Source organism: Arthrobacter sp. BC5, from assembly GCF_056680255.1.
This window is the reverse complement of sequence record NZ_CM155273.1, coordinates 3,714,019-3,736,086: the sequence shown is the minus strand read 5'-3', so window position 1 is coordinate 3,736,086 and position 22,068 is coordinate 3,714,019. Positions and strand designations below refer to the sequence as shown.

Below are 22,068 nucleotides of genomic sequence, written 5' to 3'. Positions count from 1 at the left end.
AGGTCGAGTACTGGCTGTGGTGGATGCAGAGCGTCGGCCGCTCAGTAGCCCTCCGGCTTAGAGGCAGCACCATCAAGCCAGAGGTGGTCTTTGGGGTCACTGTGGGTGTTTGCCGTGCCGACGTGTGTGCTGCCGATGTTCTCACCCTTCGTGATGACATGGACCATGGCCATACCGTGCCCCCGTCCCAGTGCGTAGTCCTCGGACAGCCAGGCCAGGATGGGACCCGCTTTCGTATCGGGACCAAAACCGCGCTCGTGAGCTAGCTCGATCAGCTGGCGCGGGGTTAGCCCCGTCTTCTTCTCGACGGTATCGAGGTAGGCCTGGAACGACATCGATGTCCCCTTTCCACCGGCCAGTGTGCCGCATCCCCTAGGAGTTCGCTAGCAGTACAGCTAGCGGATCGTCCTACAGGACACCGTCGTCCTCGTCGTTCAATGCCCGCGCGCTCTTCCGAAAGAGATGGCGTGTCTTTTGCGGCCGCGTCTCACGTGGCGCACTAATGATCCCCATTCGAGGTCGGCAGAATCGGTCAAACTTCTGCAGCTTCGAAAGGACCGCGCCAAGCTTCGCGTAGAGGGATTTTTGCTCGGACACACGTACATCGCGATTCTCAGAGCTGCGGCGACGACGTCGATGGGCGCCGCCGGTATAGGTGACAGCGGTGCCCACAGATCGTTACGTCGGCGATGGGTGCTGTTTCCCTGTCGCGTGATGCACTGGACATCGAGCAACTGTCGAGGAGGTGCCGGTGTGAAGAGTTGGTATGTGGTGATAGCCGTTTTCTTAATCGGCAGCCAGCCTCTGACGGCTTGCACCCCTCAGATCGCAGGCGGCGCGTACGAGTCGACCGCACTCAAGCTTGTTGTGTCCGACGAGCAGCGTGACGGCCGATCGGGGCCCGAAGCGCTTTTTGAGGGTGTCTTACTCGCTAGCGACGATGAATGCCTGCAAGGTCACGCACGAGACGGGACCATTTACAACACCGAGTTCCCTGCTGGCACCTTCATCAACGACGTCGGAGAAGTGGACATGGGGTTCGATACGGTCCCGCTCGGGGAGGACATATCGCTCGGTGGTGGTTATAGCGAAAGGTCTGAGCTGGCGGAGTCCCTTCCGGAGACCTGTAGAGAAGACGTGACGTTCATGGTCTATTCGTCCTGAGGGATGAAGTCCAGCGTCCGTAGGTCGATCCCGCAGCGGACAGTTCATAGTGGCGATGAACGAATGTCCCTCCCACGGAGTCGGCAGCAGCGGTTGAAGAGAGCTAGAGCTGCGGTGCGAGACTGAGGTCATGGCTGTCTATTTCGAGTGCACCACCCAAGCGCTGGTTGCCCAGTCGGAGCTGTTCGATCGCTCTCGAAGCATCGATGCTCACACTGGTTCCATGGCTCACTCGAGGGAGAGAGCCATCGCTGGTACCACCACCGGCCTCATCTCCTTTGGAGAGCAGGTGACCTGGCGTGCCTGGCACTTCGGTCTTCCAATTCGCATGACGAGCCGAATCGTGGAGATGGAATCACCGAACTACTTCGTGGATGAGCAGGTCAAGGGTCCCTTCCGCCGTTTCCGCCACGTCCACGAATTCAGTCACCACGACGGGGTGACGACCATGATCGACCGGGTCCGGTTCGCCGCGCCCCTTGGCCCGCTAGGCCGACTGGTTGAGAAGCTGGTCCTCGAGCGGTACCTCAAGAAGCTCATCGAGACGAGGAACCGGTTCCTCGTGAAAGAACTCACGCAAAAGTAGCTTCCAACGAACGACCCGCCGGCGGGGCTCAGACCGGAATTAAGGCTGCACGTTCCTTAAATGACGTCCGCAAATCGACCCTCACCGACGTCCGCAGGAGGATCGTTCAGCGTGCAGTCGGGATGCGTTCCATGTCCGGGCGTGAGTCGGTCTGGAGTCGGGCGTGAGTCTCGACATCGAATCGTTCAGACCCGTACTGCAGCTTCTGTCGCTCAAGTCCTTCGATGATGAAACCGGCTCGGGTAGCTACTGTGCAGGACGCTGGATTATTGACCCGATGTCCTAGTTCAAGACGGAAGAGTCCATCCTCGAAGGCTCCGTCTGCGACGGTCGCAAGTGCACGGGAGGCATACCCGTTTCCTCGAGCTGCCGAGGCAAGCCAGTAGAACACCCAGGCAGTCCCGTGGCACCGGTTGATCGCTGAGAGGCCGACGTTACCTACCGCAACACCGTCAACGCTGATCGCCCAATTACGGACTGCTTCGCTGAAAGGAAGCTGATCACTGATGTGGTGACGCGCGAGGTCGAGCGTGGAAAGATCCGCGTTCCCGAACTGCACGTGGAGATCCGCATCTTCCTGGTACGCCGTGCAAAGGGTCGGAGCATCCCCGAGCGCCCAAGGCCTTAATTCAATATCCATCGCATCCATCCTGTCCGATGCAGCCGCTGCTCGAGCGAGCCCCCGTAGGAGGATCCGTCAGTAGGCGGGTTCGTCGAGTGAGAGCCAGCTCGCGATGTCAGTCGCGCAGTCTTCGGTCGAACGATTCGTGGTGTTGACCTCGAAATCGTAAGTTGTTCCACGGTGCACGCTCAACGCTTGTTGCCGAGCCATTCCTTCCACACGATCAGCGCGTTGAGCTTCACGTGATGCGGCGACATCAGGGTCGCAATGCACCCCGATCCACACCAGGTCCACGCCGCTAAACGTGGACTGCAGACGCTTCTGTCCGGCACCCCCGGAGAGAAGCGCCTCATCGAGAATCATGTGCGCCCCAGCCTTCGCCATACCGCTTAGTCCGGTGTACCAACTGTGCTCTAGGGCTCGATGCTCGGTGCTGAAGGTGATCGTGCCATCTTGCTCGTAAGTGATTCCCGCCCGCGGACTGTTGCCCCGATTAGGAAGAGCTTCGATGAACGTGTCCACACCGAAGGTCAGCCATATACCTGGAAGCACTTCCTGAAGAGCCCGAGTAATAGAAGACTTCCCAGAGCTTGAACCTCCGTTCAGCACCACTACGCGGGTATCTCGGTTCAACGACATTCCGCGATCCTAACCAAAAACCTCAATGAAGACCCGTCCGCAAGCCGATCGGCAAGCGGCGCGTCAGGGCTCTGCGCTCCTGGTAGCTGCGATCATCGCTTCATGGAGTTTCGCGGCGCCTTACCGACCGAGCTAGGTCGAGGACGAGTATCGCTTCGTGCTCTGCAGGAAGAGGACTGGCAACTGGAACACGATCTGAGCCAGCTCCCCGATGTGCCGCAGTGGACCTACTACCCACCTGATCTCGATGAAGCCAGGGCACGTCTACGGATCAGTCGCACCATAGAGCGGCACCAGAAACGGATCGCTGGCCGATACGCGGTTGTCGTCGACGGTGCTGCAGTGGGAACGGCTGGATTCGTTTTAACTGACGGTCCTGAACCGGAAGTCTTCTATGTCCTGAAGCCGAGCGGACGGGGCCACGGAGTAGCAACCGAAGCGGTACGGATCCTGACTCGCTGGTTGTTCGCCCAAGGGTTTTCCGCCGTGGCACTGGAAACCATTGCCGGCAACATAGCCAGCGAACGTGTCGCCAAACGTGCCGGTTTCGAGAACGCAGGATCGACTCTTGGAAACCACCGCGGACAATCCGTGCAGCTAAACCACTGGCGTTGCACAGCAGGTCAGCCGGCGCCTGACCTATGAGGGATCCAATCACCGTTCGTTTAAGCCGTGCTCGCCAGCCCATCCCACAGCGGCGGTACGGAGCGCATCAATGAACTCGCGCTTGCCATCCTGGTATCCGAGCATGCTCGTCGCAGATGCCACACCGGCGCTCAATTTGGCCCGTCCGTAGCGTTCTGCCCAGTCCGGATGCGTGCGAAGAAAGTCACGAACGGCAAGGTTGCTCTCCCACAACTCCCCACAATGAGGTACGACGCTCACGTTGAAAGCGTCCATACCTCGCTTGCGCCAGAAGTACCGCCCTGGACGGCGACCATCTTCCCCCAGATACTCGTACCCGAGCCGTTCCAGACCATCGATCGCCGGTCGCGGATCGCTGCCCTGGCGAACCCCGACAAGGATGTCCACAATCGGCTTCGCCATAAGCCCGGGGACTGCCGTGCTCCCGAAATGCTCTATTCCAAGCGCGTACCCGCCTAGCGCCGAACGAATCCCAGCAGCCTCAATTTGGTACAGCAGAATCCAACGGTCGTCGTGAGGGATGACCTCTACCCAGTCCTCTTCAGCACTCACCGGTCAAGTGTGGCACTAGTCCTACTGCCTTGACGAAGCGCCCGATAGCCGATCCTCGTGCACCGGCGCTGCCGAGGCCCCCATCGTGGTCGGATGGAAATGTTGCAGCTTGGAGGGTGTCTTCAGCTCAGATGACTGGTCTGGTTCAGGGCTACCACCTGCCGGTCGTGGAAGAAGTCGTCTTCGCGAAGATGGGTGATACTGCCAGGGGCTACGTTGAACTTCACGTAGCCCGCGTGTTCGAGGGGAAGTCCGATCCATGCAGCGATGAGGTAGGTTGCGGTACCGCCGTGGGTCACGACGACTGTATCCCGGGCACCATGTACGAGAATCTTTTGAAGAGCTGAATACGTCCGGCTTGCCCACTCGAATCTCGTCTCGGAGTCATCGATTCCGTCGCGATGGTGCAGTCGATTCCCGTCCGCGGGCGGAGGCGCGTAGGGGGTGGATCCACGGGGTGTGCCTTCGGCGGCCCCGTAGGACTGCTCACGAAGATCTGGGTCGAGAAGCGTTTCCACGGCGAACCGTTCAGCGATGGGTTCTGCGGTCTGGCGGGTCCGTAGGAGATCCGAGCTGACGAGCAGCGCTCCACTCTTGTCGGGTATTCGCTCGCCCAGTGCCGCGGCAACCCTTTGGGCGTCGTGTACTCCTCGGGGAGTCAATACCGTGTCGTACCAACCGCCGACGAGGTTATCGACATGGTGGGTTGCTTCCGTGTGGGTGACAACGTACAAGTTCCGCATGACAACCTATTCATCTGGTCCCTGAGGGCTCGCCCGACTCTAACCCTCCAGGGGGCAGATCCGTCGTTCCCGAAGCGGTCCCGAGTTCAACACGGCAATCACCACCGCCGACACCCAGCCATAAGACGATCCTTGGTCGCTCATGGTGGCCGCCGACTCGCTCGAAAGACCTGGTGATGCGGTTCGTCTGTGCCAGTAGCGTGTGGAGCATGACTGAAATTCCGATACAGCAAGCTCTTGAACGTTTTGACGCTGCAATTCGGATCGGCACACCTCCGTCAGCTCTTCAGTTCCTAGGCTCCGGCATTGATGCTGAGTTGGTGAGGACTGAGCTGGCATTGCGCGCGTTGCCGACCAGCGCTCAGCTGGAGGCATTGTACAGATGGCACAACGGCACCCAGGCGAGTTCAGACACGCTCCTCGGGTCGATGTGGCTGCTCCCCGGGTTCTATCTACTCTCACTCGACGAAGCCATCGCTGACTACGACAGCTTCAAGAACGATGCCCGGTGGAACCCAAGCTACTTCCCTGTCTTCGCGGACGGCGGCGGTGACTTCTACGTCTTGGATCTCGCCCACAAAACAGAACCACCCATACGCCGCTTCTACTCAGAGTGGGCTGAGCAGCCCCTCGAGTACGAATCACTGTCTGCCATGATTGAAACGGCCGCTGCAGCCTTTGAAGCCAAGGCCATTTATGTCAATGGAGCCGGGTACGTGGACGTCGACGACGAAGCTTTCGCGATCATCGCAGCACAGCTAAACCCACGCATCCCATGGTGGACCGACCCGGTGTAATTGCGTCGACGACTGACCCGTTAGCAACAGCGACGATTGATTCCCGCTGAGGGATCCTCCTACGGAGCAGTGGGTGGTCCCGACGCTGGACATTTCTAAGAGGGCTGGACAGTGCCCGTTGAGCGGGGGAGGCACCGCCCAATCCGCGCTTCGTATGATGATGCAATGAGGTCAGAATGAGGAGACGACACCCGCTGCCTTTCCCACCCAGTAAAGCTGCTTTATGGCTAGCGCCCGGTGCAATCGCGTTCCTTAGTGCTTGGCTTCTGTACGAAACGGGAGCCCCCAGTGCCTTCGTCATCATCGTTGCTGTAGCTGGATTCATCCCATCGGCTTGGGTCGTCTTTTGGGGTCACTTCGCGTTCCGCAGCTTCTACGAGGTAGAACGCACTCGATCCGACTTGTGGACGATGTTTTACGCAACAGTGATCCCACTCTGCGCACTCGGCCTGTGCATGGGTCTTTTCATCCTGGCCGTTCACAGCCCTGACAGGTAGCAGACATCGAGAGACTAACCAGTGTGTGCCACTCGAGGTAATCAGTCTGTGCGGTGAGGGATCCTTCACCTAGACCATGCGGAGTGCGGCCAGACTGGCACTGCTAGCACCTAGGATTCGGCACTATGGACGACCTGCTCACTCCCAAAGACCTCGCGCGCGAACTCGGTACGACTGATCGAACAGTGCGAGAAGTTTTGCGGAAGCAATACGGAAAGCTTCAACCGCCTGAGACTCGATGGTGCCTCGATTCCGAGAAGGTGCGCTTTGTCCGCGCCACCCTCCGTGGTTCAGCCGTCAAGGCGCAAGCTTCTTCCGAGGCTCGCTCAAAGCCTGAGCTAGATAATTTCGAACAGCATCGCCGCATAATCAAACCGATCCTTCAATCGATCAGGGGGCCGCGCCTGGCCGGGAGCTTCAAGAGCCCGCTGGAGGCGATCGGGCTGGCAGGCATGATGCCGACAATGGAGGGTTTGGGTCTCGATGGTCTTGCTGCGCAAGCGGTGGGACTTGCTCATTTCCAAGGTATCGATGCACTGGGCGCGTCCCTCAAAGCCGGGAGCTTCAAGAGCCCGCTGGAGGCGATCGGGCTGGCAGGCATGATGCCGACAATGGAGGGTTTGGGTCTCGATGGTCTTGCTGCGCAAGCGGTGGGACTTGCTCATTTCCAAGGTATCGATGCACTGGGCGCGTCCCTCAAAGCCGGGAGCTTCAAGAGCCCGCTGGAGGCGATCGGGCTGGCAGGCATGATGCCGACAATGGAGGGTTTGGGTCTCGATGGTCTTGCTGCGCAAGCGGTGGGACTTGCTCATTTCCAAGGTATCGATGCACTGGGCGCGTCCCTCAAAGCCGAGAGCTTCAAGAGCCCGCTGGAGGCGATCGGGCTGGCTTCCTCAGACACCTCTCTGTACAGCTCGGTCTGGGATGCGGTGAGCACTGTGAAAGGACTGGATGTACTTTCCAGTTTCGCAGGCGGCTTTACAGCGACCGCAGGGGGACTATCGATTGCCCAGCTTGGAATGGGATTACTTGATGATTGGTCGTCCTCTTCGGAAGTAGACGACCGATCCGACATCGATGAGAAGTTCGAGGAGCTTGCTCAGCACTGGGCTGAGGAGCTAGCGAGCAGGGCGCCGGAGATACGACATCTCGCTGACAACGCCGATCTTGTTGAGTACGGGGTTCAGTTCTTCAGGCTATCTAGGCTCCCAAGGACCACCGCGGGCCGCCTAACTTTGGCATGGCTGACGATGTGGGCGTTCCTACACGTACTAGCAATCGGCTTGCTCGTCGACCGTGAAGTGACGATGGACGCTATTGAGGTGTCAGGAGCCATTGCCACAGTTGGGGCTGGCCTGTACTCGGTAGCAGTAAACAAGCGATGGTCTGCGAAAGCGCGAGCCCAGATCGATCAGATGAATAGCCAGAATCTAACCGACTAATCGGAAGATCTCTCAGCCGTACGTTGTTGAGATAGCCCCATACCCCACCTATCCCGGCAAGTTCGAGATCAGGCTGCTAACTGCCCAGACGCTACCGGCCACTCAAGACCTATACGCCCGCCCGTAAGCCGGTCCCTCACTCGGACAGACGCAGGTGAGCAGGCGAGGAAGGAGGCCTGCATAAACACAGGATCTGGGGATTCCCGTAACACCCGCCCGAGAAAATGCCCGGTGAGGGGGCCTTTTACGAACACCCTTCCGCCGTCCGCAGGCCGTCCACCGGAGGTGTCCGGATGCCACGGCGCTCGAACCTCGGTCCCGGGCCGAGACAGCACCTGTCCGGACGTCGTCGCGCCCCTGCCCCATGGCAAAATGAACCGGTGACTTCCGCTCCGTCCGGCAACGCCGTCTCCGACTCCCGCCTCACCATCCGTCCCGTCCAGCCGGAGGACTTCGACGACGTCCGCCGCATCACGCGCGGCGCCTACCTCGAGGCCGGCTACTTCGCCGATGACTCGCACCCCTACATGACGGTCCTGGCCGACATCGAGCACCGTGCGGAGCACGCGGAGGTCTGGGTGGCCGAGCGCGAGGGCGCCGTGGTCGGTTCGGTCGCGCTGACGTTCGCGGGCCAGCGGTACACGGACATCGCCGTCGAAGGTGAACTCGAGTTCCGGATGCTGGCGGTCGACCCCGCCGTCCAGCGCGGAGGCGTGGGACGCGCGATGGTCGAACGCATCATCGAGCACGCCCGCACGCTTCCCGGCATCGAGGCCGTGAGCCTGACGAGCGGCTCCGACATGGTGCGCGCGCACCGCCTCTACGAATCCATGGGCTTCGTCCGGGTTCCCGAGCGCGACTGGGAGGTCCCGAACGAGGACATCCTGCTCTGGGTCTTCCGCCTGCCGCTCTGACGCGGGCAGGCCCCGTTCCCGCCGTCGCCCCCGCCCTTCGCCGATGCCGGGCGCCGTCCGCGCCAGCATTAGACTGGATGCAGATACCCACGTCCGACTTCCAGGGGAGATCCATGGCTGAGATCAACCGGGACGACGTCGCGCACCTCGCGCGCCTCGCCCACATCGACATGACCGACGACGAGCTCGACCGCATGGCCGGCGAGCTGGCCGTGATCGTCGATTCCATCAAGACCGTGAGCGAGGTGGCGGGCGACGACATCCCCGCGACGAGCCACCCCATCCCGTTGAGCAACGTGTTCCGCGAGGACGTCGTGGGGGAGACCCTCAGCAACGAGGAGGCGCTCCTCGGCGCACCCGACAACGCCGACGGCCGCTTCAAGGTCCCTGCAATCCTGGACGGGGAGTAACCCATGACCGAGATCATCCACCTCTCCGCCGACGCCCTCTCGCAGAAGCTCGCGTCGAAGGAGGTCTCCGCCGTCGAGGCCACGCAGGCCTACCTCGACCGCATCGGCGCCGTGGACGGCGCGATCAACGCGTTCCTGCACGTCAACACCGACGAGGCCCTGCTCGTCGCCGCCGAGGTCGACAAGGCCCGCACCGACGGGGATGTACTGCACCCCCTCGCCGGCGTGCCGATCGCGGTGAAGGACCTGATCGTCACCAAGGGCCAGCCGACCACGGCCGGGTCGAAGATCCTCGAGGGCTGGCAGAGCCCCTATGACGCCACCGTGGTCCGCAAGCTCCGCGCGGCGAAGATGCCGATCCTCGGCAAGACCAACCTCGACGAGTTCGCCATGGGTTCCTCCACCGAGCACTCGTCGTACGGTCCCACCCGCAACCCCTGGGACCTCGACCGGATCCCCGGCGGGTCCGGCGGCGGGTCCGCTGCCGCCGTCGCGGCGTTCGAGGCGCCCCTGGCCCTCGGGACCGACACCGGCGGTTCCATCCGCCAGCCCGGCGCCGTCACCGGGACGGTCGGCGTGAAGCCCACCTACGGCGGGGTCTCCCGCTACGGTGCCATCGCCATGGCCTCCTCGCTCGACCAGATCGGCCCCGTGTCCCGGACGGTCCTCGACAGCGCACTGCTGCACGAGGTCATCGGCGGTCACGATCCGCACGACTCGACGTCGCTCACCGATCCCGTCGGCGCGCTCGTCGAGGCGGCCCGGCTGGGCCAGGTCGAGGGCATGCGCATCGGAGTCATCAAAGAACTGCAGGGCGAGGGCTACCAGGCCGGCGTCCTCACGCGCTTCCACGAGTCGCTCGAGCTGCTGCGCTCGGCGGGCGCGGAGATCGTGGAGGTCTCCTGCCCCAACTTCCGGTACGCGCTCGGCGCCTACTACCTGATCATGCCGTCGGAGGCCTCCAGCAACCTCGCCAAGTACGACGGCGTGCGCTTCGGTCTGCGCGTGGTACCCGAGGGCGCCCCGACGATCGAGCGCGTCATGGGAGCCACCCGCGCCGCAGGCTTCGGGGAGGAGGTCAAGCGCCGCATCATCCTCGGCACCTACGCGCTGAGCGCCGGCTACTACGACGCCTACTACGGTTCGGCACAGAAGGTCCGCACGCTCATCCAGCGCGACTTCGCGGCCGCGTTCGAGCAGGCCGACGTTCTCATCTCGCCGACCGCCCCGACCACCGCGTTCAAGCTGGGCGAGAAACTGAACGACCCGCTGGCGATGTACCTGAACGACGTCGCCACCATCCCGGCGAACATGGCCGGAGTCCCCGGCCTCTCGCTGCCCGGCGGCCTCGCGGACGAGGACGGACTGCCCGTCGGCATCCAGCTCCTCGCCCCCGCCCGCCAGGACGCGCGCCTCTACCGCGTGGGCGCCGTCCTCGAATCACTCCTCGAAGAGACGTGGGGCGGCCCGCTGCTGGCTCAGGCCCCCGAGATTGCAGGTGGGAAGTAATGGCTGCTGTAACCGATGAGGTCCTGACCTTCGACGAGGCCATGGAGAAGTACGATCCCGTGCTCGGGTTCGAGGTCCACGTGGAGCTCAACACCCGGACCAAGATGTTCTCCTCCGCGCCCAACGCGTTCGGCGACGTCCCGAACACGAACGTGACGCCCGTGGACCTCGGCCTTCCCGGGGTCCTGCCCGTGGTCAACGGCGTGGCCGTGGAGTCAGCGATCAAGATCGGCCTCGCGCTGAACTGCAGGATCGCCGAGAAGTGCTACTTCGCGCGGAAGAACTACTTCTACCCGGACACCCCGAAGAACTTCCAGACCTCCCAGTTCGAGGACCCGATCGCCTACGACGGGTACATCGACATCGAGCTCGCCGACGGCACCGTCTTCCGCGTCGAGATCGAGCGCGCCCACATGGAGGAGGACGCCGGAAAGCTCACCCACATGGGCGGCTCCACGGGCCGCATCCAGGGCGCCGAGTTCTCCCTCGTGGACTACAACCGCGCCGGTGTGCCCCTGATCGAGATCGTCACCAAGCCCATCGAGGGCGCGGGCTCGCGCGCCCCGGAGCTCGCGAAGGCCTACGTGGCCGCGATCCGGGAGATCGTCAAGAACCTCGGTGTGTCCGACGCCCGCATGGAGCGCGGCAACGTGCGCTGCGATGCGAACGTCTCCCTGCGCCCGCACGGCCAGGAGAAGTTCGGCACCCGCACCGAGACGAAGAACGTGAACTCGCTGCGCTCCGTGGAACACGCGGTCCGCTACGAGATCCAGCGCCACGCCGCCGTCCTGGACTCCGGCACGCCGATCGTCCAGGAGACGCGCCACTGGCACGAGGACACGCGCTCGACGACGTCCGGACGCCCCAAGTCCGACGCCGACGACTACCGCTACTTCCCCGAGCCGGACCTCGTGCCGGTCGTGACGAACGAGGCGTGGATCGAGAAGCTGCGGGCCGAGCTTCCCGAGCCGCCCGCCGAGCGTCGCAAGCGACTGCAGGCCGACTGGGGCTACTCGGACGCCGAGTTCCGCGACGTCGTCAACGCGGGCGTCATGTCCTCGATCGAGGACACCATCGCCGCCGGAGTGAGTGCCGCCGTCGCCCGCAAGTGGTGGATGGGCGAGATCTCGCGCCGCGCCAAGCTCGCGGACGTCGAGCCCGCGGAACTGGGTGTGACACCCGAGCTGATCGTCGAGCTCAACGCGCTCATCGAATCGGGCAAGATCAACGACAAGCTCTCCCGCGACGTCCTCGACGGCGTCCTCGCCGGTGAGGGCACGCCCGCCGAGGTCGTGGAGAAGCGCGGCCTGGCCGTCGTGTCCGACGACGGCCCGCTGCTCGAGGCGATCGACGGGGCCCTCGCGGCCCAGCCCGACGTCGCCGACAAGATCCGCGGCGGCAAGATCCAGGCCGTCGGCGCGATCGTGGGCGGCGTCATGAAGGCGACACGCGGGCAGGCCGACGCCGGCCGCGTCCGCGAGCTCATCCTGCAGCGCCTCGGCGTCGAGGGCTAGTACCGGTACACCTGACGAGGGAGGGTGGAGTGGCGGTCCAGCCGCGGGCGGAGATCGACATCGTGCCCTCCCTCGTCGCGTCCCTGCTGTCCGAGCAACAGCCCGACCTCGCCGCCCTTCCCCTGGCGTACGTCGGGAACGGGTGGGACAACGCCCTGTTCCGGCTGGGGGAGGACCTCGTGGTGCGGCTGCCCCGGCGCGGGGTCGCCGACGGCCTGATGGTCGCCGAGCAGCGATGGCTTCCCCGGCTGGCCACGCACCTGTCGGTGCCGACGTCGGTCCCGCTGCGGACCGGCGTCCCCGGTTCCGGGTACCCCTGGCACTGGTCCGTGTGCCGCTGGGTCGAGGGAACGGCCGGCAGCACGGTTCCGCGCGCGGATCGTTGCGGCGCCGCGCGTCCGCTCGCCCGGTTCCTCGCGAAGTTCCAGCAGGAGGCTCCGGCGGACGCCCCGGTGAGCCCGGTGGGACGAGGCGGGCCGCTGGCGGGGCGCAACGACGTCGTGCGGAAGCGACTGGCAGCCCTGCCCGCACTGCCGGGCCTTCCGGTCGAGCGATTGCTCGGCGTGTGGGCCGCTGCCCTCGCGGCCCCGGAATGGTCCCAGACGTCCCTCTGGCTGCACGGCGACCTGCACCCGGGCAACCTCGTGCTCGGACCCGCTGGCACGCTGGCCGGCGTCGTGGACTTCGGCGACCTCTGCTCCGGCGATCCCGCCACGGACCTCGCCGCCGCCTGGCTCGTCTTCGACGCCGCGGGCAGGGAGGCTTTCCGTGCGGAGCTCGACGCCCTGCGACCGACCGACCCCGCGACCTGGACGCGGGCCCGCGGCTGGGCGCTGGGCATGGGCAGTGCCATGGTGGCGTCCTCGGACGACGCGCCGGGCTTCCGCGCCCTGGGCCTCGAGATCCTGGCCGCGGTCCTCGAGGACCCCACGGCCTGACGCACGCTTGTCCGCCCGCTTGTCCCCGCTCACGAACCCGCTGATACTGTTGCTCCGGGCACATCCCGCCCGGCACTCGTACCGCGAAAGGCCCAGCCCATCCCGCTGGACGCCGGAGCGGCATGGAAGGAACCGTCCAGTGAAGGCGCTGTACAAATCCGGGGCCCACCCCGGCTTCGAGCTCGTGGATCGGCCCGAGCCCGTTGCGGGGTTCGGCGAGGTCAAGATCCGGGTCATCACCACCGGCATCTGCGGCACGGACCTCCATATCGAGAGCTGGGATTCCTGGGCGCAGGGCATGATCGAGGCCCCGCTGATCCCCGGCCACGAGTTCTACGGGGAGGTCGTGGCCCTCGGCGGGGGTATCCGCGGCGTGCGGCTCGGGGACCGTGTCTCGGGCGAGGGGCACATCGTCTGCGGCGTCTGCCGCAACTGCCGGGCCGGCCGCCGCCAGATGTGCATCCACACCTCGAGCGTCGGCGTGCAGCGAGACGGCGCCTTCGCGGAGTTCGTCGTCGTCCCCGAGACCAACGTCTGGGTGCACGACGCGACCATCACGCCCGAGCTCGGCGCCGTCTTCGACCCCTTCGGCAACGCCGTCCACACCGCCCTGAGCTTCCCGCTCGTGGGCGAGGACGTGCTCATCACCGGAGCCGGCCCCATCGGACTCATGGCCGTCGCCGTGGCCCGCCACGCGGGAGCCCGCAAGATCGCCATCACCGACGTCTCGGCGCCCCGGCTGGACCTCGCGCGCGGCGTCGGAGCGGACATCGCCGTCGACGTCAGCCGCATGCGCATCGCGGACGCCCAGCGTGAGCTCGGGATGAAGGAGGGCTTCGACATCGGGATGGAGATGTCCGGGCACGCCACCGCGCTGCCCGAGATGATCGACAACATGAACCACGGCGGGCGCATCGCCATGCTCGGCCTGCCCTCGGGCCCCATCTCGATCGACTGGGGCAAGGTCGTCACGCACATGCTCACCCTCAAGGGCATCTACGGGAGGGAGATGTTCGAGACCTGGTACGCCATGAGCGCCATGCTGCAGTCCAACCGGACCCTGCGCGAGGCGGTCTCGTCCGTGGTCACCGACTGCCTGCCGGCGAGCCGGTGGCAGCAGGGATTTGCAACAGCGCGCGACGGCGCGAGCGGCAAGGTGGTCCTCGACTGGACCACCTTCTAGGAGACAGGAACACCATGTATTCAGCAGTCCGCGACCAGCTCGCCGGAGAACTGGACGAGATCCGCTCGGCCGGCCTCTTCAAGCACGAGCGGCGCATCTCCTCACCCCAGTCCAGCACCATCACGGCAGGAGCCCTCGGCGCCGCCGACGCCCGGGTGCTCAACTTCTGCGCCAACAACTACCTCGGCCTCGCCGACCACCCGGACATCATCGCCGCGGCCAAGAGAGCCCTCGACGAGCGCGGGTTCGGCATGGCATCGGTCCGTTTCATCTGCGGCACGCAGGACCTGCACCTCGAGCTCGAGCGGCGCGTCTCGCAGTTCCTCGGCACCGAGGACACCATCCTGTTCTCCTCCTGTTTCGACGCGAACGGCGGCGTCTTCGAATCGCTGCTCGGGGCGGAGGACGCCGTGATCTCCGACGCCCTGAACCACGCATCGATCATCGACGGCATCCGGCTCTCCAAGGCGCAGCGCTTCCGGTACGCCAACCGCGACATGGCGGACCTCGAGGCGAAGCTGCAGGAAGCCTCAGGGGCACGACGGCGGCTCGTCGTCACGGACGGTGTCTTCTCCATGGACGGTTACCTCGCCCCGCTCGAGGCCATCTGCGACCTCGCCGAACGCTACGACGCGATGGTCATGGTCGACGACTCCCACGCCGTCGGCTTTCTGGGCCCGACCGGCGCAGGCACGCCGGAGCACGCCGGGGTCGCTCATCGCGTGGACATCTTCACGGGCACGTTCGGCAAGGCGCTCGGTGGGGCATCCGGCGGGTACGTCGCCGCCCGCGCAGAGATCGTCGCCCTGCTGCGCCAGCGGGCCCGCCCGTACCTGTTCTCCAACTCCCTCGCGCCGTCCATCGTCGCCGCGACCCTGACGGCGCTGGACCTCGTGCAGAACAGCGCAGAGCTCCGGGAGACCCTCGCTCGTAACGCGGCCCTCTTCCGCCGCCGCATGACGGAGGAGGGGTTCGACCTCCTCGAGGGCGAGCACGCCATCATCCCCGTGATGTTCGGTGACGCCGTGCTGGCCGCCCGCACCGCCGACGCCATGCTCGCGCACGGCGTCTTCGTCACGGCGTTCAGCTACCCCGTGGTGCCGAAGGGCGCCGCCCGCATCCGGGTGCAGCTCTCCGCAGCGCACACCGGCGAGGACGTCGAGGCCTGCGTGCAGGCGTTCGTCGCCGCGCGGGCCGACGTGGCGGGGAGCCGCGCAGGCGTCGGCGACGTCCCCGGTGCGCACGTCGACGCCCGGCCCGCCTGACCGAGGGACAGCCCGGCGGGAACAGCCCGGCGCGGACCGCCTGGTGGGGGAGCCCTTCATGGGGGAGGGCGAGCCTAGGATGACGGCATGAGCTCCCTCGAGTGCGATGTCCTGATCATCGGTGGCGGTATCGCCGGCCTCTCCCTGGCGTCCGCGCTGGCACCGTTCTCCAGCGTGGTGCTCGTCGAGTCCGAGCCCTCGCTCGGATACCACACGTCGTCCCGTTCGGCGCGTCAGCTCATCCCGAGCTACGGCCCGGGCCCCGTGCTGGACCTGACCCGCAGGACGCTCGAGCTGCTGTCCGGGGTGCAGTCCTCCACCGGCCTGCCCCTGACCGTCCCGCGGTCCTTCCTGCTCGTCGGATCCGAGGACGGCGTCGCGGCGAAGGCCGGCGCTTCGATGCGGGGCGTGTCCCATGCGGAAGCGCTCGGGCTCTGCCCCCAGCTGCGCCCGGAATCCTTCGAGGCGGCAGCCATCGACGAGCACTGCGTCGGCACGGACACCGACCTCCTGCTCGAGTACCACCGCCGCAGCGCAGGTGATGACGGCGTCATCATCCTCACGAACGCGCAGGTGACCTCGGCCCGCTACGACGGCAGCGGCTGGAGCGTCCGGGCCGGCTACCGCAGCATCAGTGCGGAGGTGGTGGTCGATGCCGCCGGGGCATGGGCCGACGGCGTCGCCGAACTCTGCGGCGTCGCGCCCCAGGGGCTGGTTCCCCTCCGGCGGACCGCGGCGATCGTCGCTGCGGAACACGCACCGCAGGTCGGGACACCGATGGTGGCCGCCGCGGACGAATCGTTCTACTACCGGCCCGACGCCGAGGGCGTGCTGATCTCACCCAGCGAGGCGGAACCCGCCGAGCCCTGCGACGCCCAGCCCCACCCGGGGGACGTCGACCGGCTCATCGAGCACCTCGGCAGCGTCACCACCCTCGGCATCACGTCGGTCCTGCGGTCCTGGACAGGGCTGCGGACGCAGCGGGACAACGGGCTGCCCGTGGTGGGGTTTGACGCCGGCCACCCCGGCTTCTTCTGGCTCGCAGGACAGGGCGGCTACGGTTTCCAGACGTCGTCGGGCATCGCCGAACTGGCGGCCGTCCTGCTCAGCGGGGCGGACCCCGCCGATCTCGGGGCCGAGCCGGATCGCATCACCGCCGCCGCCGCGGCCCTCCGGCCGGCCTGAGCCCGGGGCCCTGGCGGGCGTCGATCGGCGCGGCGGGCCCTCTCCGCCCGAGCGGCCCGCACCTCGGACCGCAACCGGTCCGAGGTGCGGCGTCCGCCGGCCCCGGGCATGTGCAGTTTCCGTAGAGTGGGGAGCAGAGGCCGCCCGGCGCATTCGCCGACGGCAGGCCTGGCCATCGCTGGAGCGCCCGTCGCGTGCGGGTAGAGGGAACGGAACCGCATCATGTCAGCAAGTGGAGGCAACAAGGCGATCATCGCGGCCCTGGCCGCGAACCTCACCATCGCCGCGCTCAAGTTCGTGGCGTTCGCGCTCACGCGCTCCTCGTCCATGCTCGCCGAGGGCATCCACTCGGTGGCGGACTCGGGGAACCAGGTCCTGCTGCTCGTCGGGGGCAAGCGCGCCAGGCGCCAGGCGAGCCCGGAGCACCCCTTCGGCTACGGCCGTGAGCGCTACATCTACGCGTTCATCGTGTCGATCGTGCTGTTCAGTGTCGGTGGCCTCTTCGCGCTCTACGAGGCGTACCACAAGTACCAGGACCCCCACCCCATCGAAGGCTCGTTCTGGTGGGTTCCCCTCGCCGTCCTGATCGGTGCGATCATCGCCGAGTCCTTCTCCTTCCGCACCGCCATCCGTGAGTCCAACCACACGCGGGGAACCATGAGCTGGGTGCGCTTCGTCCGCACGGCCAAATCGCCCGAACTGCCCGTCATCCTCCTCGAGGACCTCGGCGCCCTCGTGGGCCTCCTGTTCGCCCTGATCGGCGTCTCGATGACCCTGCTGACCGACAACGGCCTGTGGGACGCGGCAGGGACCGCGATGATCGGCCTCCTCCTCGTGGCGATCGCCGCGATCCTCGCGGTCGAGACGAAGAGCCTGCTCCTCGGTGAGTCCGCGTCCGCGGCCGATGTCGCGAAGATCGAGGCGGCCATCGCCGGTGACGGATCCACGCGGATCATCCACCTCAAGACCCTCCACCTGGGCCCGGACGAACTGCTCGTCGCGGCCAAGATCACGGTCGAGCGCCAGGAGACCGGCGCGCAGATCGCAGCGGACATCGACAGCGCCGAGCAGCGCATCCGTGGGGCCGTCCCGATCGCCACGGCCATCTACCTGGAGCCCGATCTGTACGCTCCCCGGGCCTCTGCAACGCCCTCAGCGAACGGGAGCTCCACGAGGCCGCTGCCGCACAGCGGGTAGACCGCGCAGGTCTAGGATGGGCGCATGAACGTCATCGAAACACGCCTTCCCGGCATCGGAGTGCGGCGCGAGATCGTCACCGGCTCCGGTCGGAGGGTGGGAATCGTCGCACAGCGCGACGGCGATCTCGACCTCATCATCTCGAAGGCCAACGACCCGGATGCCTGCGTGGCATCCATCCCGCTGACCCCGGACGAGGCCGCGACCATCGGCAACCTCCTCGGTTCGCGGCAGCTCGTCGCCCAGCTGACGGAGGAGCACCGCGACCTGCCCGGGGTGTCCACCCGGCAGTTCCTGATCGAGCGCGGCTCGCCCTTCGACGGACGCCCCCTCGCGGACACCCGGATGCGCTCACGCTCGGGTGCCTCGCTCGTCGCCGTCCTCCGTTCCGGTCAGGTGCAGGCCTCACCCACGCCCGACTTCACCCTCGCCGCCGGCGACCTGCTGGTGGTGGTGGGCACGTCCGAGGGCCTCGACGCCGCGGCGGACATCCTGCGTAACGGCTGAGCCGCCTGTGCACACGACCGCCCTGACCCTGATCGAACTCGGCGCCATCCTCCTGTTCCTCGGGATCCTCGGGCGGCTCGCCGGCCGGATCGGACTCTCGCCGATTCCGCTCTACCTCATCGGGGGACTGTTCTTCGGGCAGGGCGGGTTCATCGAGCTCGACGGCGTCATCGAGTTCAGCGAGGTCGCCAGCGAGATCGGCGTGGTGCTGCTCCTGCTGATGCTCGGCCTCGAGTACACGGCGAAGGAGCTCGTCACCGGGCTGCGGCAGTCCTGGCTGGCGGGCATCGTGGATTTCGTCCTGAACTTCACTCCGGGCGCCCTCGTCGCCGTCATCCTCGGCTGGGGGCCGGTCGCCGCCCTGGTGATGGGCGGTGTCACGTACATCTCGTCCTCGGGCATCGCCGCGAAGGTCATCAGCGACCTCGGCAGGCTGGGCAACCGGGAGACCCCCACCGTCCTCGCGATCCTCGTCTTCGAGGACCTGGCCATGGCGGTCTACCTGCCGGTGCTCACCGCGGTGCTGGCCGGGCTGAGCTTCGCCGGCGGGCTGGGGACGGTCGGGATCTCCCTGCTCGTGGTCACGCTCGTGCTGGTGATCGCCCTGCGGTGGGGGAACGTCGTCTCGGCCGTGGTCGACAGCACGGACCGCGAGGTCTTCCTCCTCACCCTCATCGGCGCCGCCCTGCTCGTCGCAGGGCTCGCCTCGGCACTGCAGGTCTCCGCTGCCGTCGGGGCGTTCCTCCTCGGCATCGCGATCTCGGGTGCGACGGCGGAGAACGCCGCGCGCATCCTCGAACCCCTGCGGGACCTCTTCGCCGCCATCTTCTTCGTGGTGTTCGGGCTGAACACCGATCCGGCGTCCATCCCGCCGGTGCTCGGAGTCGCGCTCCTGCTGGCACTCGTCACGTCGGTCACGAAGATCGCCACCGGGTGGTGGGCCGCCCGGCGCCAGGGGATAGGGCGCTTGGGGCGTGCGCGCGCCGGGACCGCCCTCGTGGCGCGCGGCGAGTTCTCGATCGTCATCGCGGGGCTCGCGGTGACGTCCGGCGCCGTGATCCCGGATCTCGCGGCCCTCGCCACGACCTACGTCCTGCTCATGGCCGTCCTCGGGCCTGTCCTGGCCCGCCTGGCCGAGCCGGCGATGGAACTGCTGGAGCGCATCCCGAGGCGGAATCCGCGAACGGTCACCGCGGCCTGAGCTGCAGCGGGCAGGACAGGAACCGGCTCGCCGCAGTGCTAGTCGTCGAGGATCTTGCCGATCGGCTCGCGCTTCTCCGCCTGGAACGTGTCCTCTTCGCGGCCGTAGGCCCAGTATCCCGAGAGCGAAACCTGCGAGCGGGCCAGCCCCTTCTCCTTGAACAGGACATCGCGCAGGGCCTTCATGGCGCCGCGTTCCCCGTGCACGAAGGCGTCGACCCGGCCCTCGGGCCAGGGCCCGGCAGCGACGGCGTCCGCGAGCAGCGTCGTCGTCCCGGCCGCCTGCCCGCCGCGCCGGAGCCAGTGCAGTTCGAGCCCCGGCGGCGCCTCGAGCGGGATGACCTCGGCGTCGCCGTCCACCTCGAGGTACGCGTGTCCGACGGCGGCCGGATGCAGCGCCTCGATGCCCGCGGCGATGGCGGGCAGCGCGGAGTCGTCCCCGACGAAGAGGTGCCAGTCCGCGTCCTGGTCCGGCGACCACTTGCCCGAAGGGCCCATGACCACGAGGGGATCACCGGGAGCGGCGTTCGCGGCCCAGGGGCCTGCGATCCCGTCCTCGCCGTGCACCACGAAGTCGATCGCCAGGCGCTGCGACTCGGCGTCGAGCCACCGGATCGTGTAGGTCCGCTTCACCGGCCGGTCGACCGCCGGGAGCGTGTCCTTCAGCGCCGCGAGGTCGTAGGGCGGCACGAGCCCGAGCTCCGGCTTCGCGAAGAGCAGCTTGGCGTACTTGTCCGTCGCGCCGCACTCCTGCAGGTCGCTGAACCCCGGACCACCCGCCACGACCCGCACGAGGTGCGGGCTCAGCCACCGGGTCTCCAGGACGGTGAGGACGGCCTGCGGACGGGGCGGCTTGCGGAACGGTTCGGACACGGATGAGGACATGGAGCGGCACTTCTTTCCGGCGGGAGCAGTTAGCCCACCCTAACAAGCTTCACTGGAGGGGCGCTGGGAGCACCTCGAGGGCGGCCGCGAGCAGGCTGCCGTCGTCGACCAGCAGGCGAGCCGCCTCGATCTCCGGAGCGAGGTAGCGGTCGGTTCCCGGTCCGTCGACGTCCTCCCGCAGCCGTGCGCGGACGGCTGCGATCGGAGCGGAACTGCGCAGGCCATCCTCGGTGCCGCCGTCGCGCATGTCCAGCGCCCTCGCGGCCGTCAGGATCTCGATGGCGAGCACGCGCGTCAGGCCGTCGATGGCCCTGCGCAGCTTGAGGCCCGCCGCCCAGCCCATGGACACGTGGTCCTCCTGCAGGGCGGAGGACGGGATGGAATCGACGGACGCCGGGTTCGCGAGCCGCTTGAGTTCGGACACGATGCCGGCCTGCGTGTACTGCGCGATCATGTGGCCCGAGTCGACGCCGGGATCGTGCGCGAGGAAGGCGTTGAGCCCGTGGCTGCGGGACGTGTCGAGGAAGCGGTCCGTGCGGCGCTCGCTCATCGAGGCCACGTCCGCGACGGCGATCGCCAGGAAATCGAGCACGTAGCCCACGGGCGCGCCGTGGAAGTTGCCGTTCGATTCGATCCTGCCGTCACGGGTGATGACCGGGTTGTCGATGGCGGAGCCCAGCTCGATCGCGGCCACCGACTCGGCATGGGCCAGGGTGGCACGCGCCGCACCGTGGACCTGGGGGGCACACCGCAGCGAGTAGGCGTCCTGGACGCGGGTGAAGCGGTGTCGGCCGGTCTCCGAGGTCAGCTGCTCCGCGATGAGCGGGGATCCCTCGAGGAGTGAGCGGATGGACGCGGCCGAGGCCAGCTGGCCCGGGTGCGGACGCAGTGCGTGCAGATCCTCGGCGAACACCGCGTCGGTCCCCAGGAGTCCCTCCACGCTCATCGCCGCCGCGAGGTCCGCCGTCGTGAGGAGACGGTGGAGATCGGCCGCGGCGAGGACCAGCATCCCGAGCATGCCGTCCGTCCCGTTGATGAGCGCCAGGCCCTCCTTCTCGCGCAGCTCGACGGGCGGGATGCCCGCGGAGGCGAGGGCCTCGGCGGCGGGGACGAGCTGGCCGGAGGCGTTGCGGACGCTGCCCTCACCCATGAGCGCCAGGGCGACGTGCGAGAGCGGCGCGAGATCCCCCGAGCAGCCGAGCGATCCGTACTCGCCGATGACGGGGGTGATCCCGGCATTCAGCATGGCCGCGTACGTCCCGGCCACCAGGGGGCGCACGCCCGTGCGGCCCGTGGCGAGGGTGGAGAGGCGCCCGAGCATCAGCCCGCGCACCACCTCGCGGTCCACCTCGGCGCCCGAGGACGCCGCATGGCTGCGGATGAGGCTGCGCTGGAGCCGGCTCCGCCGGTCGAGCGGGATGTGCCTGGTCGCGAGCGCGCCGAAACCGGTCGAGACGCCGTAGTGCGGTGTGCCGTCGTCTACCAGTGAATCGATGACGGCACGCGACGCCGCCATCGCCGCCAGGGCGTCGGGATCGAGCTCGACCAGCGCGCCGTACCGTGCAACCGCGACGACGTCGGCGGGGGACAGGGGGCCGATCCCCACGATCACGGACTGGTTCACGGCGTGCCTCGGTTCCTGCGACTCGTGCCGCTATTGCCATTGAATGAAAA

General features: G+C 66.6%; 23 protein-coding genes. 16 read left to right on the top strand and 7 right to left on the bottom strand.

Annotated elements, in window-relative coordinates; genetic code table 11:
* Positions 1-41: 41 nt before the first annotated feature.
* Positions 42-335, bottom strand: a complete 294-nt coding sequence (locus AC1MFI_RS17490; RefSeq protein WP_479818575.1) for a DUF4287 domain-containing protein — start codon at positions 333-335, stop codon at positions 42-44.
* 418 nt (positions 336-753) lie between these two features.
* On the opposite strand from AC1MFI_RS17490, the gene AC1MFI_RS17485 reads away from it, so the two are divergent.
* On the top strand, positions 754-1,164 hold the full coding sequence (locus tag AC1MFI_RS17485) for a hypothetical protein (RefSeq protein WP_479818573.1): 411 nt from the start codon (positions 754-756) through the stop codon (positions 1,162-1,164).
* 130 nt (positions 1,165-1,294) lie between these two features.
* Positions 1,295-1,750, top strand: a complete 456-nt coding sequence (locus AC1MFI_RS17480; RefSeq protein ID WP_479818571.1) for an SRPBCC family protein — start codon at positions 1,295-1,297, stop codon at positions 1,748-1,750.
* 106 nt (positions 1,751-1,856) lie between these two features.
* On the opposite strand, the gene AC1MFI_RS17475 is transcribed toward AC1MFI_RS17480, so the two are convergent.
* A complete protein-coding gene (locus tag AC1MFI_RS17475) occupies positions 1,857-2,390 on the bottom strand; it encodes a GNAT family N-acetyltransferase (RefSeq protein ID WP_479818570.1) in 534 nt (177 codons plus the stop codon).
* A gap of 57 nt (positions 2,391-2,447) precedes the next feature.
* On the bottom strand, positions 2,448-3,011 hold the full coding sequence (locus AC1MFI_RS17470; RefSeq protein ID WP_479818569.1) for a chloramphenicol phosphotransferase CPT family protein: 564 nt from the start codon (positions 3,009-3,011) through the stop codon (positions 2,448-2,450).
* Between the two features lie 102 nt (positions 3,012-3,113).
* On the opposite strand from AC1MFI_RS17470, the gene AC1MFI_RS17465 reads away from it, so the two are divergent.
* Positions 3,114-3,656, top strand: coding sequence for a GNAT family N-acetyltransferase (locus AC1MFI_RS17465; protein ID WP_479818568.1), 543 nt, complete (start codon positions 3,114-3,116; stop codon positions 3,654-3,656).
* Positions 3,657-3,665: 9 nt separating this feature from the next.
* On the opposite strand, the gene AC1MFI_RS17460 is transcribed toward AC1MFI_RS17465, so the two are convergent.
* A complete protein-coding gene (locus AC1MFI_RS17460; protein ID WP_479818566.1) occupies positions 3,666-4,208 on the bottom strand; it encodes a GrpB family protein in 543 nt (180 codons plus the stop codon).
* Between the two features lie 122 nt (positions 4,209-4,330).
* Positions 4,331-4,951, bottom strand: a complete 621-nt coding sequence (locus AC1MFI_RS17455; RefSeq protein WP_479818564.1) for a histidine phosphatase family protein — start codon at positions 4,949-4,951, stop codon at positions 4,331-4,333.
* 209 nt (positions 4,952-5,160) lie between these two features.
* Here AC1MFI_RS17455 and AC1MFI_RS17450 point away from each other — a divergent pair, with 209 nt between their 5' ends.
* From AC1MFI_RS17450 to AC1MFI_RS17390, 13 genes are all read left to right on the top strand, one after another.
* Positions 5,161-5,748, top strand: coding sequence for an SMI1/KNR4 family protein (locus tag AC1MFI_RS17450; RefSeq protein ID WP_479818562.1), 588 nt, complete (start codon positions 5,161-5,163; stop codon positions 5,746-5,748).
* Positions 5,749-6,370: 622 nt separating this feature from the next.
* The gene (locus tag AC1MFI_RS17445) at positions 6,371-7,687 is read left to right on the top strand and encodes a hypothetical protein (protein ID WP_479818561.1); all 1,317 of its coding nucleotides are present in this window, start codon (positions 6,371-6,373) and stop codon (positions 7,685-7,687) included.
* A gap of 380 nt (positions 7,688-8,067) precedes the next feature.
* Positions 8,068-8,601, top strand: coding sequence for a GNAT family N-acetyltransferase (locus AC1MFI_RS17440; RefSeq protein WP_479818560.1), 534 nt, complete (start codon positions 8,068-8,070; stop codon positions 8,599-8,601).
* A gap of 113 nt (positions 8,602-8,714) precedes the next feature.
* Complete coding sequence (gatC, locus tag AC1MFI_RS17435) at positions 8,715-9,011, top strand: Asp-tRNA(Asn)/Glu-tRNA(Gln) amidotransferase subunit GatC (protein ID WP_479818558.1); 297 nt, start codon at positions 8,715-8,717, stop codon at positions 9,009-9,011.
* A gap of 3 nt (positions 9,012-9,014) precedes the next feature.
* Positions 9,015-10,520, top strand: coding sequence for an Asp-tRNA(Asn)/Glu-tRNA(Gln) amidotransferase subunit GatA (gatA, locus tag AC1MFI_RS17430; RefSeq protein ID WP_479818556.1), 1,506 nt, complete (start codon positions 9,015-9,017; stop codon positions 10,518-10,520).
* Positions 10,520-12,034, top strand: a complete 1,515-nt coding sequence (gene gatB, locus AC1MFI_RS17425) for an Asp-tRNA(Asn)/Glu-tRNA(Gln) amidotransferase subunit GatB (protein WP_479818555.1) — start codon at positions 10,520-10,522, stop codon at positions 12,032-12,034. The genes gatA and gatB overlap by 1 nt, the downstream gene beginning before the upstream one ends.
* A gap of 29 nt (positions 12,035-12,063) precedes the next feature.
* On the top strand, positions 12,064-12,972 hold the full coding sequence (locus AC1MFI_RS17420; protein ID WP_479818553.1) for an aminoglycoside phosphotransferase family protein: 909 nt from the start codon (positions 12,064-12,066) through the stop codon (positions 12,970-12,972).
* Positions 12,973-13,111: 139 nt separating this feature from the next.
* Entirely contained in the window at positions 13,112-14,155 is a 1,044-nt protein-coding gene (gene tdh / locus AC1MFI_RS17415; RefSeq protein ID WP_479818552.1) for an L-threonine 3-dehydrogenase, read from the top strand.
* A gap of 14 nt (positions 14,156-14,169) precedes the next feature.
* On the top strand, positions 14,170-15,420 hold the full coding sequence (locus AC1MFI_RS17410; RefSeq protein WP_479818550.1) for a glycine C-acetyltransferase: 1,251 nt from the start codon (positions 14,170-14,172) through the stop codon (positions 15,418-15,420).
* Between the two features lie 87 nt (positions 15,421-15,507).
* Positions 15,508-16,605: an NAD(P)/FAD-dependent oxidoreductase gene (locus tag AC1MFI_RS17405; protein ID WP_479818548.1), complete on the top strand. Its 1,098-nt coding sequence runs from the start codon at positions 15,508-15,510 to the stop codon at positions 16,603-16,605.
* A 222-nt stretch (positions 16,606-16,827) separates the two neighbouring features.
* A complete protein-coding gene (locus AC1MFI_RS17400; protein ID WP_479818546.1) occupies positions 16,828-17,802 on the top strand; it encodes a cation diffusion facilitator family transporter in 975 nt (324 codons plus the stop codon).
* A 24-nt stretch (positions 17,803-17,826) separates the two neighbouring features.
* Positions 17,827-18,309 (top strand): cation:proton antiporter regulatory subunit, encoded by a 483-nt coding sequence (locus tag AC1MFI_RS17395; protein ID WP_400483149.1) that lies wholly within the window; start codon positions 17,827-17,829, stop codon positions 18,307-18,309.
* Between the two features lie 7 nt (positions 18,310-18,316).
* Entirely contained in the window at positions 18,317-19,510 is a 1,194-nt protein-coding gene (locus AC1MFI_RS17390; RefSeq protein WP_479818544.1) for a cation:proton antiporter, read from the top strand.
* 38 nt (positions 19,511-19,548) lie between these two features.
* Here AC1MFI_RS17390 and AC1MFI_RS17385 read toward each other — a convergent pair whose 3' ends face one another.
* Positions 19,549-20,394 carry a siderophore-interacting protein gene (locus AC1MFI_RS17385; RefSeq protein ID WP_479818542.1) on the bottom strand — a complete coding sequence of 282 codons (846 nt, stop codon included), beginning with the start codon at positions 20,392-20,394 and terminating at the stop codon, positions 19,549-19,551.
* 49 nt (positions 20,395-20,443) lie between these two features.
* Positions 20,444-22,018 carry a histidine ammonia-lyase gene (hutH, locus tag AC1MFI_RS17380; protein ID WP_479818540.1) on the bottom strand — a complete coding sequence of 525 codons (1,575 nt, stop codon included), beginning with the start codon at positions 22,016-22,018 and terminating at the stop codon, positions 20,444-20,446.
* Between the last annotated feature and the right edge of the window lie 50 nt (positions 22,019-22,068).

Coding starts and splice junctions, on each gene's coding strand:
- AC1MFI_RS17490 (WP_479818575.1), bottom strand. CDS start 335: ATGTCGTTCCAGGCCTACCTCGATACCGTCGAGAAGAAGACGGGGCTA.
- AC1MFI_RS17480 (WP_479818571.1), top strand. CDS start 1,295: ATGGCTGTCTATTTCGAGTGCACCACCCAAGCGCTGGTTGCCCAGTCG.
- AC1MFI_RS17475 (WP_479818570.1), bottom strand. CDS start 2,390: ATGGATATTGAATTAAGGCCTTGGGCGCTCGGGGATGCTCCGACCCTT.
- AC1MFI_RS17470 (WP_479818569.1), bottom strand. CDS start 3,011: ATGTCGTTGAACCGAGATACCCGCGTAGTGGTGCTGAACGGAGGTTCA.
- AC1MFI_RS17465 (WP_479818568.1), top strand. CDS start 3,114: ATGGAGTTTCGCGGCGCCTTACCGACCGAGCTAGGTCGAGGACGAGTA.
- AC1MFI_RS17455 (WP_479818564.1), bottom strand. CDS start 4,951: ATGCGGAACTTGTACGTTGTCACCCACACGGAAGCAACCCACCATGTC.
- AC1MFI_RS17450 (WP_479818562.1), top strand. CDS start 5,161: ATGACTGAAATTCCGATACAGCAAGCTCTTGAACGTTTTGACGCTGCA.
- AC1MFI_RS17445 (WP_479818561.1), top strand. CDS start 6,371: ATGGACGACCTGCTCACTCCCAAAGACCTCGCGCGCGAACTCGGTACG.
- gatC (WP_479818558.1), top strand. CDS start 8,715: ATGGCTGAGATCAACCGGGACGACGTCGCGCACCTCGCGCGCCTCGCC.
- gatA (WP_479818556.1), top strand. CDS start 9,015: ATGACCGAGATCATCCACCTCTCCGCCGACGCCCTCTCGCAGAAGCTC.
- gatB (WP_479818555.1), top strand. CDS start 10,520: ATGGCTGCTGTAACCGATGAGGTCCTGACCTTCGACGAGGCCATGGAG.
- AC1MFI_RS17410 (WP_479818550.1), top strand. CDS start 14,170: ATGTATTCAGCAGTCCGCGACCAGCTCGCCGGAGAACTGGACGAGATC.
- AC1MFI_RS17405 (WP_479818548.1), top strand. CDS start 15,508: ATGAGCTCCCTCGAGTGCGATGTCCTGATCATCGGTGGCGGTATCGCC.
- AC1MFI_RS17400 (WP_479818546.1), top strand. CDS start 16,828: ATGTCAGCAAGTGGAGGCAACAAGGCGATCATCGCGGCCCTGGCCGCG.
- AC1MFI_RS17395 (WP_400483149.1), top strand. CDS start 17,827: ATGAACGTCATCGAAACACGCCTTCCCGGCATCGGAGTGCGGCGCGAG.
- AC1MFI_RS17385 (WP_479818542.1), bottom strand. CDS start 20,394: ATGTCCTCATCCGTGTCCGAACCGTTCCGCAAGCCGCCCCGTCCGCAG.